The sequence below is a fragment of the Bradyrhizobium sp. B124 genome (assembly GCF_038967635.1).
In the GTDB taxonomy this organism is placed as follows: Bacteria; Pseudomonadota; Alphaproteobacteria; order Rhizobiales; family Xanthobacteraceae; genus Bradyrhizobium.
Genome location: NZ_CP152413.1, coordinates 3,642,603 through 3,656,153 on the forward strand (window position 1 = coordinate 3,642,603; position 13,551 = coordinate 3,656,153).

11 protein-coding genes and 2 pseudogenes are annotated in these 13,551 nt (G+C 60.6%); 8 read left to right on the top strand and 5 right to left on the bottom strand.

Annotated elements, in window-relative coordinates:
- The first annotated feature begins 85 nt into the window (after window positions 1–85).
- The 3 genes and pseudogenes from AAFG13_RS17545 to AAFG13_RS17555 all read left to right on the top strand — a co-directional run bounded on the left by AAFG13_RS17545 (window position 86) and on the right by AAFG13_RS17555 (window position 1,565).
- Complete coding sequence (locus tag AAFG13_RS17545) at window positions 86–217, top strand: hypothetical protein (RefSeq protein ID WP_338062332.1); 132 nt, start codon at window positions 86–88, stop codon at window positions 215–217.
- A gap of 131 nt (window positions 218–348) precedes the next feature.
- Window positions 349–1,256, top strand: a pseudogene (ligD, locus tag AAFG13_RS17550) (non-homologous end-joining DNA ligase).
- A gap of 36 nt (window positions 1,257–1,292) precedes the next feature.
- Window positions 1,293–1,565 (top strand): hypothetical protein, encoded by a 273-nt coding sequence (locus AAFG13_RS17555; RefSeq protein WP_342712789.1) that lies wholly within the window; start codon window positions 1,293–1,295, stop codon window positions 1,563–1,565.
- Between the two features lie 1,150 nt (window positions 1,566–2,715).
- On the opposite strand, the gene AAFG13_RS17560 is transcribed toward AAFG13_RS17555, so the two are convergent.
- Entirely contained in the window at window positions 2,716–2,901 is a 186-nt protein-coding gene (locus AAFG13_RS17560; RefSeq protein WP_342712790.1) for a hypothetical protein, read from the bottom strand.
- Between the two features lie 755 nt (window positions 2,902–3,656).
- Here AAFG13_RS17560 and AAFG13_RS17565 point away from each other — a divergent pair.
- The 3 genes from AAFG13_RS17565 (at window position 3,657) to AAFG13_RS17575 (ending at window position 8,265) form a co-directional block, all read left to right on the top strand.
- The gene (locus tag AAFG13_RS17565) at window positions 3,657–4,205 is read left to right on the top strand and encodes a GDSL-type esterase/lipase family protein (protein ID WP_342712791.1); all 549 of its coding nucleotides are present in this window, start codon (window positions 3,657–3,659) and stop codon (window positions 4,203–4,205) included.
- Window positions 4,206–7,645: 3,440 nt separating this feature from the next.
- Window positions 7,646–8,023: a hypothetical protein gene (locus AAFG13_RS17570; protein WP_143046727.1), complete on the top strand. Its 378-nt coding sequence runs from the start codon at window positions 7,646–7,648 to the stop codon at window positions 8,021–8,023.
- On the top strand, window positions 8,014–8,265 hold the full coding sequence (locus tag AAFG13_RS17575) for a hypothetical protein (RefSeq protein WP_342712792.1): 252 nt from the start codon (window positions 8,014–8,016) through the stop codon (window positions 8,263–8,265). The genes AAFG13_RS17570 and AAFG13_RS17575 overlap by 10 nt, the downstream gene beginning before the upstream one ends.
- Before the next feature lie 194 nt (window positions 8,266–8,459).
- On the opposite strand, the gene AAFG13_RS17580 is transcribed toward AAFG13_RS17575, so the two are convergent.
- Window positions 8,460–9,863, bottom strand: coding sequence for a TAXI family TRAP transporter solute-binding subunit (locus tag AAFG13_RS17580; RefSeq protein WP_342712793.1), 1,404 nt, complete (start codon window positions 9,861–9,863; stop codon window positions 8,460–8,462).
- Between the two features lie 198 nt (window positions 9,864–10,061).
- On the opposite strand from AAFG13_RS17580, the gene AAFG13_RS17585 reads away from it, so the two are divergent.
- Window positions 10,062–10,424, top strand: a complete 363-nt coding sequence (locus AAFG13_RS17585) for a DUF1236 domain-containing protein (protein ID WP_092117893.1) — start codon at window positions 10,062–10,064, stop codon at window positions 10,422–10,424.
- A 568-nt stretch (window positions 10,425–10,992) separates the two neighbouring features.
- Here the strand turns inward: AAFG13_RS17585 and AAFG13_RS17590 are convergent.
- Window positions 10,993–11,409, bottom strand: a complete 417-nt coding sequence (locus AAFG13_RS17590; RefSeq protein ID WP_342712794.1) for a hypothetical protein — start codon at window positions 11,407–11,409, stop codon at window positions 10,993–10,995.
- 667 nt (window positions 11,410–12,076) lie between these two features.
- Here AAFG13_RS17590 and AAFG13_RS17595 point away from each other — a divergent pair.
- Window positions 12,077–12,391: pseudogene (locus AAFG13_RS17595) on the top strand (DNA ligase); the annotation flags it as partial.
- 135 nt (window positions 12,392–12,526) lie between these two features.
- On the opposite strand, the gene AAFG13_RS17600 reads toward AAFG13_RS17595, so the two are convergent.
- Both AAFG13_RS17600 and AAFG13_RS17605 read right to left on the bottom strand, forming a co-directional pair.
- Window positions 12,527–12,844, bottom strand: a complete 318-nt coding sequence (locus AAFG13_RS17600) for a hypothetical protein (RefSeq protein ID WP_092117902.1) — start codon at window positions 12,842–12,844, stop codon at window positions 12,527–12,529.
- A gap of 25 nt (window positions 12,845–12,869) precedes the next feature.
- Window positions 12,870–13,436 (bottom strand): DUF1236 domain-containing protein, encoded by a 567-nt coding sequence (locus AAFG13_RS17605; protein ID WP_342712796.1) that lies wholly within the window; start codon window positions 13,434–13,436, stop codon window positions 12,870–12,872.
- Window positions 13,437–13,551: the final 115 nt, after the last annotated feature.

Here is a 13,551-nt window from a genome sequence, read left to right on the forward strand (position 1 = left end):
CGGGTTGACCTTCGACCGACCGCGGATGGGAACCAAACTTGATCATTGCCCCTAGTTTTCACCACACCTAATTAAGGACCTTCGCATGAGCATCGATGACCGCCGCCGCGACAAGAACGGGGAAATCAGCCGGAAGCACGGCAACACCCTCGTCAGCAAGCTGCGCCGGATCTACGGGTCCTCTTTGGAGCCGGGGAATCCGAAACGGCCAAGCTGAGCGATGTGCTGACGACGTTGCATGAGACGTCCTTCACACAGCTTATCAAGGATCATGAAAGCGGCGGACTGGATGAAAAGGTCAGGAAGGCCGCACTGGCCTGAACTGTTTGCCGGTGACAGAGTTCGAGTATGGCGTTCCAGCGGAGAAAACCAGCGGCGATCGGCGTCAAGGCGCGGTTTCCGGGGATTCGTCGAACCCGCACTTGCCACCTCGATCGAACGAGGGCCGCAGGGCGAGCGCTGGATCCATGAAATCAAGTTCGACGGCTATCGGGTTCAGCTTCACATCGCTAATGAAGACGTCAAGGTATTCACGCGTCGCGGCAACGACTGGACCAGGCGCTTCAGGAAGATCGCACGACGTGTTCCTGATCAGCGCCTCCTCGACGGCGAGGTCGTCGTGCCTGCTGCGGACGGGACCACCGACCTGTCGGTGCTGCAAAACGAGCTCAAGGGGGAAGTCAGACAAGATCGCGATGGTCGCGTTCGACCTGCTATACCTCAACGGCCACGACCTCCGCAAACTGCCGCTGGTCGAGCGCAAAACCTTCTGAAGAAGATGATCGCCAAGACCGCAATTCAGTTCAGCTAAAGCTTCGAAGTCGAGGGTCCCGAGATGTTCCAGCATGCCTGCGGCGTCGGTCTTGAGGGCGTTGTCTCCAAGGTCAGGGACAGTCGCAGTTCAGGCCGCGACAGAGATTGGGTCAAGAAGACCTGTGCGCAGCGGGAGACGCTGTCCATCGCCGGCTTCGCCACGAAGGAAAACAAGTTCGGCGGGCTTTACCTGGGCCGGCTTCAAGGGCACGGATCTTGTCTACGCCCAAGGTCGACCAAGGTTTCGATGGCGTCTCGGCGAAGGATCTCCAGGCAACTCTGAAACCGCTGGTCCGAAAGACGCAACCCTATGCCAAGCGGCGGATCGCTCACCGGGGAATCTGGGTCGAGCCGTCTTTGCTCGCGGAAATCGAATTCCGGGCGAAGTCCGCCGAGGGTAAAGGGCGGCATCCGTTTTTCAAGGCATCCGCGAGGATCTCTGATGGCCAAGGATTCGTTTGACCGGTGGTGGGAGTGGGTTGAAAAACCCTGCAGACAGCCCGCTGACGATTTCAGCCTATTTGCATGATGCCGTGATGCAGTTCCGCCGGAGCAGCGGCTTAACCGGACCAATGCGACTCACCGACCGCCGTGTGGCGACTGTCTTGGAGGCGAAGCTCCGTAAGATGATCGGCACCAAGCCGAATTACTGCAGGCCCGAGATCGTTTTTGATCGGGACAACGTTGTCGCATTGGAGGCGGAAGAGATGCGTGCGGCAGGCCACGCGAGGTACACCGCTTTTGGAGCGTGAATGACAAGGGGAGAAGGCTGCGGCGTACTCTCCTTGCCTTCCTGACGATGTTTGATAGCATTAGACAGTGCAAGCGAAGTACACCGCCACTGGCAGCGCGCATTCTATTCCCTCATTCCATTTGCAACGGCCACGATGAATTCAGAGTGGATGCGCAAAGCTCGTTTCGCGGTGACCGCTGCTTCGTTGAGCTGCGCGGTGATATTGCTCGCGATGGCAGCTCCCCATTCCGTCTCGAGTGGAGCGCGCTCGGCAACAATCGGCAGTGCAGCAAATCCGGGTTCGTCTTAACGACGTGCCGTCAGGTCCTGCCCGTTTGCTCTCTCCTTTGGCATAGGCCCTGCAATCTAAGCTGTGCTGGGGATTTCAGTGTCTCAGTTCAGGAAGAAAACGCTGCCGGGCATGTATTTGTGAGACCGGCAGCGTAATTTTTGGGACAGTCAGGACAGCATGCCGATGCCGATCGTCGCCAGCTTGCGGCTGAGCAGGATCGCGTACGCGCCAGCCTGAGCCGGTACGGTGCAACCAAGAAACCGATCAGGCGCATTCGCTGCCACCGATCAGAATGACCGTCGCCGGCCGTTTGGTCTCGTCCGGTTCGGCGAGGAAGTTCGTCACGAGCTCGCCAGCGAGCTTGTGCACGATCAGCGCATCCTCGTCATTCTCGGGGCGTGCTGCGCGGCGACGTTGATGGCCTGCCTCCAATGCGAGGGCTGGGTCTTCATGCCATTGCCCCCTGCTGCCAGTCCTGGGTGCCCACCTGCTCCAGGATGCCGTCCCAGTCGCCTCTGCCGCTGTCGTTGTCCTCCTCTAGATCGTCGGCGCCGCCGGCAGCCCAGCGTGCTTCCGGTTGATCGCGCGCTAAGGATATACGGCGCGCCTCGCCGACCGTGGCGAGACGAAGGGATCCCAGCCCACAGCTTTCCAGATATCTGATGCAACTGTACATCGCAGGGCGAGAGAGACCAGCACCGATTGACAGTTCATGGGATGTCGTACCTTCGCGACCTGATCGGAGGATCGATTCCAGCAATTGAACAGGGAACGAGCTGGCCGGGACTAGCGTTTCTGCGCTTCACGCTGCGAGCCGATGATATTCCACTCTCTCCAATGGGTCGGATGAACCAGCACGGGGCGATTTGAACGGCATTTACCATCCGCCGAGAACTTGGCAACAGGGGAAGATGAGCGCGTGGAGGCCGTCCGAGTCTACCACGGCCAATTCCAGAACGCGGTTGAACGGCGCGGTTTCAATATACGGCGCGGTTTCAATATGGTGCCAAATCATGAAAGAGAGGATAGGCAGCCGGTTGCGCTGGATGTTGACGCCGATCAACTGACTGATGCGTGTGCTAATTTCATTTTGCGAGTGTCCTAATTAGGACAGCACCGCCGAACTCTTGTTGATCTAGCCATCCGCGTCCGCGACTCCTAGCGGCTTCTCTCCGTGCGCGCTCGGCGCGATCGTTGGTGCGTGCGCCAGCGTCGTTATACGAAATGGTCCGGCCGCTCCTTCCCGCCCGGTAGCCTTGCGGAATGGCTCGCTGGCGGCCACGTCAGCTGCAACATTCGGGGCCACGGAGGCTGCGATCGGATGGTGGATGTTCGTCTCGATGCCCTGCCGCAGGATCAACCATGGTCCAGGGTGGGCTGGCGCTTGGTCTGTACGGTCTGCGGCGTGGCCGGCGCCGTGCACATCGTTCCCAATTGGCACGACATTGACGGTCGCGCTGTGCCGTTCAGCAATGACTGGAGCACGCCCGCACGAAGCGGTTCCTAAGCCGAAGCTACTCCTTCAGGAGTACAAAACCATTGGGCGCGTCGAGAGTCTTATCTTCGTCAGGATTTTGCACCACCGTCCTGGGGCTAGAGTCAGCGCCGTCCGCGTGTATTTTAAGCGGGCGGCGTTGTTGTTTTCGCGGAGGTTTGGGATGAATATAACCCATGTGAATTTGCTTCCACGTTGGGCGCAAGGTTGGCCATGAGCCCAGTCGGAATGTTCGAGAATCTAACTGGAGCAGCGGGCAGCGACTGGCCGAATCTCAGCCAATACCGAGACAGCAATCTTGCGATAACGGCGCCGCTGCGCGGGTGTTCATCGGGGATTCTCTGACCCAAGCATGGCCTCACGTCGATCCCGAGCTGTTCTCGAACGGGATCGTCGGGCGTGGCATCGCTGGGCAGACCACACCTCAGATACTGCTGCGTTTCATGGCAGACGTCATCGCACTCAGGCCCAAGGTGGTTCACATTCTGTGTGGCTGCAATGACATCGCTGGCAATACCGGCCCGACGACATTCCGCGACTATCAGAACAACGTGCTGGCGATGCTGACACTTGCTGATGCGCATGGCCTGCGTGTGATTCTCGGCAACTATGCCGACTACGACCAGTTCGCATGGGTGCCAGAAGTCGGTCCCAAACCTTGGATCCGGCGCATGAATGCCTGGATCGAGGATACCGCAAGAATGCGGGGGTACGTCTTCGCCGACTATCGAGCTACATTCGGAACAATCGATGACGCCAGAAAGGCGGCGATCATGCCTGATGGTGTCCATCCCAATGTCGCGGGTTATGCTTTGATGCGGCCTGTCGCGCTCGGAGCGCTGGAGCAAGCCTTCGAACAGGCAGGCGCATAGCGGCGACAACGCCCATCACTCCGAAGACCGCCTAGGACGGCACCGGATATGCAACAAGTGCCGCCGGACGCGCTTCGTTCCTGTAAGAAATTGATCGCCCCACAAACGTCCCTGATTTCTATAAAAAGTGCCAAGGCGCGCGGCGTCCTAATCTGCCGTAGCGAATGTCCTAATTTGGAAGCACTCGTTTACGGCGATCTTCTTTTTCGCCGAGCGTTGCAGCGTTAGCGCTGGAACAGGTGGTGCGAGAGGAAATTTGACGCTATCCTGAAGTTGCCAAACGTTCGGCTGTAGGGCTGTTTGGTACGGGATACCTCCCGGCCTCGGCGTGCACGGCTCTGAGGCGGTATTTTAATCGATCACGGTCCTGTTTCAGAAGACTTATTCTCCGGCGTGGAGGTTGTGTCATGTGCAGTGACAGTCTCCTTGGAAGCATTTGCATCGTATTATTGGGGCTGAGCCCACTAATCATCATCGGCGTTACAATGTACGGGCAGTAAAACGGATTGGGAAAAGCGTCTTTTGATTCATACGTGGGGGCTGCTGCCGCCAGCTAGCCTGCGACATGCGCCGTGTCATTGCGACCGTCGATGCCGCCGCATGATGGTGTTTAGTTCCACGCCTTGACCAATCCGTGGTTTGACCAAGCGGTCGTCACCCGATTGCTAGCGGCTTCTCGGCGCGATCATGGGGGCATGCGCCGGCGCCGAAAGCCCGCTCACTTGCTCCTCGGTGGCCCGGTCCCGGCGACGGCCGATTACCTAACAAATCACCTTGCGAAGGTTGCTTCATCACGCTGGTCATTGCGGGTGGGCAATTGGAGCGACTCCGGATGATACCTCACCTCGCGCCATCTTCCCGCCCTCGCGCGCCCAGACCCGGCGGGCACATTATCTGCCGCTTAGGTTCGCTGGGGCGTTTGGGGGGCAGTTGTGCGATATGGTTTGTGCGCCATGGTGGTTTGGACGACATCGTCGTCATCAGCATCGAAGATCAAGTAACCAATGACCATGCATCCGGCGCACACGCCGAAAAATGATCAAAGCCGCCTTTAGCCACCGTCCCATACCGGCCGCCACAATCAAACTGACCCGCTGCCGAAAACGGCCCCAGCGTGAGTTGCGCTGAGGCCGTCATTCCGTCTGCTGGGGCGCGGGCGCCAGTAAATATGCCGCCTCGGTTCAGCAGTGCGCCGGTACATCCGCGGCAGCCTAAACTGTACCCGACGTCGCCGCATGCTTGCGGAGGTCTCCCGAGGTACTCCACACAGGGCGCCTCAGCAGGAAGAACAGAACGCCGCCAGCGCCAAACCACTACGGGCCCGGCGGCGTACCTTTCCCGCTTGGGTGAATCGGCCGAGTAACGAAAGCGACCCTGGCGCCGGGAGCGCCAAGGTCGCCACTAAAACTCCCAGTCGAGGATGGGCACCTGAAAGGGTGCGTGTATCTACTCCAGCCGTTGCCACTAGTTCCGGGGCTTCTGGGCCACGAAACCTTTTTCCCGAAGCGCGAAGCAGTCTTGAAACACACGCGGCCTAACCTTCGATCGCCCAGAAGGAGCAACGGCCATGACGAACTCAGTGTCGATCCGCAAAGTGCGCATGCTGGTGGTCGTAAATCTGCTCGCCTCCGTCGCAGTTCTGTTAGCGATGGCCGCGCCCCATCCCGTATCGAGTGCTACCCTCGGCAGCGAATGGCAATGTAGCAAGGCGGCCTTTGTTCTAACTACGTGCCGTCAAGCTCTCTGAGCGGTCTGCCAAACGACAGCGACCCCGGCGCAGGGAGCGCCAGGGTCGCCACTAAACTCCCGGTCGGGGGGGCACCAGATCGCGGGAGCAGTGGATTACTCCCGACATTGCCACTTGTTCCCGACAATCGGCGTCAGCTAACCCGCAGGGTCTCAGCGGGACGTTTTGCCGCGGCTCTTGGTAACTAACCTTTGCACCCTCATTGAGGCTGCTCAGACCGGCCTTTTCGACGGCCGCGATGCGCCCGGCAGGTTTTTCAAAAAAATAGCAACTTGGACATGGGCACTAACGTTAAGCGTCGCACTGGGAATTTTCAGGACCCGGATTTGGGAATGAACGCCGCCGGGCACGTATTTCTGAGACCGGCGGCGTCTTTTCTCGGGACGATTTGTTCAGGCGCAGTCGTTGCCACCGATCAGAGCGTTCACGGGAGCCGACTTCTTCTCCTCCTCGTCGACGGCGAGGAAGGCAGTCACCAAGCCGCAGCACTATCAACGCATCCTCTGTGCCCTCGGGAATAGCGTGGCGGCGATGCCAGGCCTGCGCTTTCATGCCATCGCTCCCTGCCGCCAATCCTGTGTGCCGGCCAGCTCGTGGAGCCCGTCATGGTCGCCTATGCCGGATTCGGCAGGGTCGGCCTCGAGATCACGGCGCCCGCCTGCGGCCCCTCGCGCTTGGCTATGAGTGTGGTCCAGGCTGCCAAGGCAAGGTTTTTGGTCGGCAGGATCTTGCTCGGCGTCGATTTACGATCGCAAAGACCTTGTCACGAACATCTATATCGCGCTGATGGAGCGCCGCATTCGCAGAGAGGACGTTCCGAAGCGCATCAGCGAGTTTACTAAGGAGCACACGAAGCTGTTCCTCAACCGGCAGGACGGCAAGAAACGCACGCCACTCTCACTCAGCGACTTTATCTTCGATAGCCGGCGACAAACTCGAGAACAGCCCATGCCAGACACCACCCCGCGACTGCGCGGCACAGAGGCGATTGTCCATGAACTCGACCGACAGGGCGTCGCCGAGGTATCGCGAGCGAATTCCTTTACTTCCGCCCAGCCTAGCGTTCGTCTCTTTTTAGGACGGGTAAGCGGCGTCACGACGTGCAAGCCTTGCCCAAACGGCACGAGGCCGAGTTCGAGAAGGCGATCGCGGATTTCCTTTGCGGCGTCGATGACCGCTTCGAATGCGACGTCCGCCTCCGCCCCATGGCGCGTTCGCTCTTTGCCAAAGGTCCTCGTCTATTGCGCGCGGATAATAACCTTGGATCGCCCGTCGGATATCCGCTCGCCCCGCCGCCGAGTAGAATCCTCCTTTGGCCTGCTCCGGGGGAGGAAAATCTGACGTAGCTGTACGCTGAAGGCTTCATAAGTATATGGGTGACATCAATACTTTGCTTACCAGTAAAATGTAGCGCAATATTCTCATGATGTGACACAAATACTAAAGCATATCGTCTCGTGGGATTTCGAGATCCCGCATCAAATCAACACTTTTACGGTTTCGCCAAAAGTATTTGAGTCTGCCCATAGAGCGGAGCAGATAGACCGCGGGCAGCGCGCAGATCCGCAAGGACTATGATTTGTTAATCCAGGACTTGGTAAGAAGCTGCTCAGCGTGGCCCTGCTCTGGCGGCGATCGGCGATCGGTACGAAGTCAATTCGGCGGGGCATTGCCCGCCTCGGCCGGAGTTTTCGTGGAAATCGTGCTGTCCGCCTGGATGCCGCCCGTGATGATGATCTTCGGGTCCATCGCGGTCGTCGAGATTCTGGCCGGCCGCGATGCGGGGTGGCAGACGCAGAGGCGCGATGACGGCACCTTGGAGCGCCGCCAACGCTATCGAAAATATGGCATTCCAACCTTGTGCGGCATTGCGATGGCGGCAAGCGCGTACGCGGTTTCGCTGCCACTTCTGCTCTGGATGTCGCCGGTCATCGCGGGGCTACTGTTCGCGGTTCCCATAGGCGCGCTGACTGCCAGGCCCACGTCAGGCAAGTTGTTCACCATCCCCGAAGAACGAGCGCCCCCTCCGGTCCTGCGTCGGGCGAACGAATTGAGCGCGTCGTGGACGTAGGGATCAAACCCGCGTTGATGGAGCTGCGCGAAGACGCCAAACTCCCAGCCTTTCACATCGCACAGCTGCCGCCTCCTCGCGCCGCTCGACCTGACACGATCGATGCAAACCTGGCGGTCGGCCGTGCCAAGGTCGAAGCGAGCGACACGTTCGAACAGGGCGTTGCGCGTCTCACGTCCCGGGAGTCTTTTTCGATCCTGAACGACAGCGCCATGCTGTCGGCGTTTTTGCAAAAGCGATGAACACGCGCCGGGCGCACGGAGACCCGGCCTCGAAGCAAGATAGAAGTAGTCCGCTCCTTTTGCACTGAATTCCACCGGATCGATCGGACCCTCGACCCGTCATGGAATGAAAATCAATACTACTTCGTGGTACAACGGGCAGCTTGGCAACAGCGGCCGACTGACCCGATAGAGACTCGCATTCCCGGGTGCGCCTACCGGCAAGAGGCAAGGGTTGGACCCGGAGATCTTGCTTGATCGGAGGGGCCGCTTTGCAACGCCGCTCGCCTTTCGGCGACGGCATGATCGAACAGTTCAAGGACCAGGCCGAATGCGGCCAGGTCATCTTGTTCGATCGCTCCATCATCGTAGCACTTCAGGGTTTCGCCGATGATCGCGTCGACTTCGCGTTGCGATGTCAGCAGGTCCTGTTCGGACCCGGCATTCCGAAGCTCCGAGACCACGGCGAGAATGCGGTTGCGGTGGCTGATGTTGTCGTCCCGTTCGTCCCGGTTCAGATAGCGACGCAGCCAGGCGGCAGCCGAACCGATCCCGGAAAGAAGAAGCAACGCGAACCAGAAGTAATCGCTGTACTTGTCCAGAAAGGTCCGCTCGGTCCCGTTGATGACCGCTGCGGCGCCCCGGTGCACGGAGGGCTCCGCCTCCTTCTCCGTCTCGGGCTTCGTGATGTGCGCGGCGCCGGAGACACGATGCGTGATCGTGTCGCGGACAGCGAAAAGCTGTCGGTAGAAGGCCGCCGCCTTGGCTTCGGACAGTTCTTTTCTGGCCAGGATGAGATGGTTGACGCTGATGGTGTCGACCTTGTCCTCAGGCCAGGCCGGTTTCGCGTTGAAGACACTGCCGGGAATTTCCTCGGCTTCGTAGCGGGCGTGCTTCAGGGCGATGGCCTCGGACGTTTCGACCGGAAGAAACTTCGGAGCTCCGCGCGATCGCGAAGTCGCGGCGATCGCGGCGGCAGTGATCTTGCTATCGAGCGGGCCGACGGCGAGATAGGCGTCGAGAGTGGCGTCTTGCCCAAGCTTTTCGATCTCTTCGGTCCCGAATTGGACCGTCGTAACCTTGTCCGGCTCCACGCCGGAGGCGACGAGAATGGTCCGTAGAAGTGCGAGGTTGGCTCCGGTCCTTCCGATGATGGCGACCTTGCGACCCGCCAGATCGGTGATCCCTCCGATCTTCCCGGTGGCCGTTTTCTTTGAGTCCTTGCGAGGTCCCCCGGAAGGCGACCACAGGACGACGTAGTTCTTCCGCAGGACCGCCAGTGTCTGCGCATCGGCAGGCATGCCAAGGTCGCCGCGACCGATTGCCAGGTCGGTTTTGCCGGCGCCCAGCAGAGCCAGGGATTCGGCCGCTCCTTCAGTCGTGATCGGGGAGAGCCTGACGGTCCTGCTTTCCTCCCCGAAAGCCTCGGCCATCGCTTGGACCACCTGATGATCGTCGCTGCCTGCGGGTCCGACGGCGATCCGGAGGGTCTCGGGCTGCAAGACGTAGAAGAGGGCGGCCGCAGCGGCGCCAAAAACAACAAAGCCCAATGCCAGCACGATCAGTAGCCTTTGTTGGCGTCGATCGTGAGCACTCCTGACTGTATCGGACGGTGACATCAGCAGAACCTACGTGAACAAACGCCCGCTTGGGAGCTACAAGTGCGCCGCCGGTAGTTTGGGCGAACCAGTGTATGACCGGAATGTTCCGTCGCGCCCGCGAGAAAAAGTTCACGGCAGGCCTGGCTTCAACTGAGAAAGATTACTTCTTCGGGCGCCGATGGCGGAACCTTGCTATCATTCTCGATGCTCCCGCAAATGGCGGCGATAAGAAAACATGAACGAGCTTCTACCGTCGACCGCGATGCGCTCATCTCGACGGGCGCGATGGCCACGTCCACGGTGGTCACCACCACAGGCACCGGCCATGCCGCCACCGTACAGATGGAGCCCGAATACCGCACCAAAATCCGCACCTACGTCACCGAACACAAGATCCGTCCGATACAGAGCCCCGAGAAGATCGTTGTCGGTTCACGGGTGCCGCGCGATGTTGAGCTCGAGGCAGTCCCCGCGGAATGGGCCCCTCACTCACCAAGTACCGCTAACTACATCTATTCGGGCGAACGCGTGATGCTGGTCGACCCGCCGACGCGCACCGTGGTCCAGGAAGTGGATTAAGCGAAGCGGCGCGCGCCGCCTGAAAGCGACCCGCCCCGCTCAACGTCCGGCACGGGACGCAAAAGCGAGCCTTAATTCCGAGACGGCGGTCCATGCCGATCATCCGATATTTCGTACCGTAGGCCGGCTTCTGCTGACGCTGCTCTTTGCCGCGAACCGGTACCTGCCGGCCCCGACCGAGCGCGAGGGCGCGACCGATACCGACAGGACGAGCATCCGACCAGCTCGGCGAGAAGTCTTCCGAGTAGATCGTTTCGACACGCGTCCGCGCGCCGACGTCCCGAAGGTCGTGCAGGCCGAGCAGATGCCCGACGAACCGCAGCAGCCGCTTCGGGAGGCGATGGTCGCCCTCCCTGCAGCGCCTCCTTCCGAGATCAAGAAAGAAATGCCGGGCGGAGCAGCGCCCGCATGTCAAGCGACTGACGAGGATGTCAAGAGCTCCCGAACGTCGGCTGGCTTTCGGACGGCACAACCTGTTCTTCGGCGACTGGTGAGCGGAAGGCCGGTCCCAATGAAAAGGGCCGCGCCTTCGGGTGCGCGGCCTCGGTTGCGTTCGGATGGACTGGTCTCACCAGTGGTAGTGGCGATGCCAGCGGTGCCGTACGACCGGATAGGATTCGCGGTAATAGGCGTAGGCGGGGCGCACGACGCGGCGATAACGGTTGCCGTAAGATACAGGCGCCGTGTAGTAAGTCGTGGTGTAGCCGCCGCCCCAGCGATAGGGTTCGTCGTAGCCATAGTCGTAGGCATAGGGACCGCCATAATAGCCGGCTCCATAGTAGCCGGGGCCGCCGTAGTAGCCATAGCCGGGTCCCCAGCCGTACGCCGAGGAGGCAAGCCCCCCGATTACAGCACCCGCAACCAGTCCGCCGGCGATACCCGGTCCCCAGCCACCTCGCCAGTGAGCTTCGGCAGGAGACGTCGTGGCCACCGAGGCCAGACCAAGGGCGCCGACCATCAGCGCCGACATTGCAATCTTCTTCATCCGGGACTCCTTTCACATCGCGCATGTCCCAGATAACGGGAAAAATAGGCAATGGTTGCTGCTGCCCCCGGCGGCGAAGGGCAATGGGAGCTCGGCGCCGGGCAGCGTCGCTCGAAGCTTCGCTTGGAACACAAGCGCTCATCGCGCAGAGGAGTTAGGTCCGGATGCTGCGGCGCGAGAAGAGCTGCGCAAAGAGGCATCTGAAGTGGCGGCGTTAACTATGTTGAATTCGCCAACTGAATTTCTTGCGTTAGGCTCCGCCTCTCTCGCCTTTGGGGGTCTATGTTCGATTTGGCCACGACTGCGCTTCTGCGCACCATACTCGACGAGGTCTGCGAAGACATCTCGCATTTCGAAACCGGCGCTCGCCCTCACGTCGCTTCTAGGATTGAGAGCGGCGACGGAGGTCGATTGCGCAAGTACGGCTTCGCGGGTGCCCAACTCGGCTACCTCTTGGACGGCGCGGCCCTCTTCCACTAGGAGGGCGCTCGACGTTTGCCACGCTCTGCTGGAAGTCCTTGCCTTCCAATTGCCGGCCACGGGTTCGCCCGCACTCGCCCTCCTGCTGGAAAACGCCCGCAAGCCAACCGTGCGTGGGCCGAGCAGTCGCCCTTTGGACTCATCGCTGAAGCGACGCGGCTATCACTGGAGCGACGGTAGCGATGACGAAAGCTCCAAGATCCTGGGTCGCGAGATGTTCTCGCATGCCTGTAAGCTCGGGCTGGAAAGCGTCATATCGACGGTGCGCGACAGCGTCTACGCGAGCGGCCGTGGCAACAACTGGGTGAAGAAGGCTTGCGCGCAGCGCGAGACCCTGACCATCGCGGGCTTCGCGCTCGACGAAAGCAAATGGGACGGCAATTATCTCGGCCAGCGTAAGGGCGCCGATCTCGTCTACGCCGGCTAGGTCGACCACGGGTTTGACGAGACTACCGCCGCCGACCAGCAGAAGCGCCTGAAGCCGCTGATCCGGAAGACGCGGGGCCGCGGGTCCCGGCTTCGAGCCGCGCCAGCAGTTGCTCTTTCTGTCTAGCAATCTGGCAAGAGCGGACCTCCGATCACCGCAACGTAAATATCCGTATGGAAAGGGCCGCTCGGGGAGCGGCCCTTTCATTGGTCACCAACGGCCGGTGCCGAAGCTGAAGCCGATGCTCGGGCCGCCGCCGTAGTAGCCGTAGCCGCGATCGTAGTATTCTGGTCCGCCGTAGTAGCCGTAGCTCCGGCGCACGACGTAGCCGTCGTCGTCGCCGTAATAGCGCTGGACATAGCGGGGACCGCGGGTCCGGAAGCAGCGGCCGTACTCGTTGCAAACGAGCCGGACCTGGTCGATGCCCGATAACTCGGGTGAACCGACCGCGGTCGGATTGAGCGGAGCGGCGGAGGCTGCCGACGCCAACAAGGCCGTCGCGAAAGCTCCAAGTGCAATTGTCTTCATTATCGGTCTCCTTCCTTGGCACAAATCAGTCGATCTCTTCGATGACACGACGTTCCTGCGGTTCGACGATGTAGGTGCGGCTATCCCGGTGAATGTATCGGTATTCCCGCAAACTTGGCGCCTCGCGATAGACCTCGTCCGGGAAAGCATCAATCTCCACGCCGTCCGGCACTCGCTCGCCTCGGCGGATCTCGGTTCGCACCGTACTGCCGGTCGTTTGCCGTTCGCGCTCGACGGGACGCGCCTTGGCGTGCTTGCGGATCACCTCGCGGTCACGATCGCTGAAGGTGACATTGCGCTGCTCGGAGCGCGCCGGCGCTGCCGCCGTCGAGCGGCCCGAGTACGGCATCACGGCGACGATCTTGTAGCTGGAGGGCTCCACGATGACGATCTCGTCTTTCACCAGAACGAAGTCGTGGCCTCGGTATTGGGGCACGCTCTCGACCACCTCCGCCGGCAGCGGCTGCAGGCGGACGTCGCGCGGCACGACCGTGCCAACCGACAGCGAGAAGTTCACGTTGTTGAGGGGCTGCACGTTCAGGTGCGAAATCGACCTGCTGATCCGCGTCCGCTGCTGATCGTTGATGTTCACCGACGCGTTCACATTGGTGTTCGACGAGCGATCGGCCGTGTTCTGCTGGTTGTTCGGCTGCTGGGCCGTGTTGGTCGAGTTGCTGCCGGTCGGAGACTGCGCCTGATTGCTGGTC

Coding starts and splice junctions, on each gene's coding strand:
- AAFG13_RS17545 (WP_338062332.1), top strand. CDS start 86: ATGAGCATCGATGACCGCCGCCGCGACAAGAACGGGGAAATCAGCCGG.
- AAFG13_RS17580 (WP_342712793.1), bottom strand. CDS start 9,863: ATGTCACCGTCCGATACAGTCAGGAGTGCTCACGATCGACGCCAACAA.
- AAFG13_RS17585 (WP_092117893.1), top strand. CDS start 10,062: ATGGCGGCGATAAGAAAACATGAACGAGCTTCTACCGTCGACCGCGAT.
- AAFG13_RS17590 (WP_342712794.1), bottom strand. CDS start 11,409: ATGAAGAAGATTGCAATGTCGGCGCTGATGGTCGGCGCCCTTGGTCTG.
- AAFG13_RS17600 (WP_092117902.1), bottom strand. CDS start 12,844: ATGAAGACAATTGCACTTGGAGCTTTCGCGACGGCCTTGTTGGCGTCG.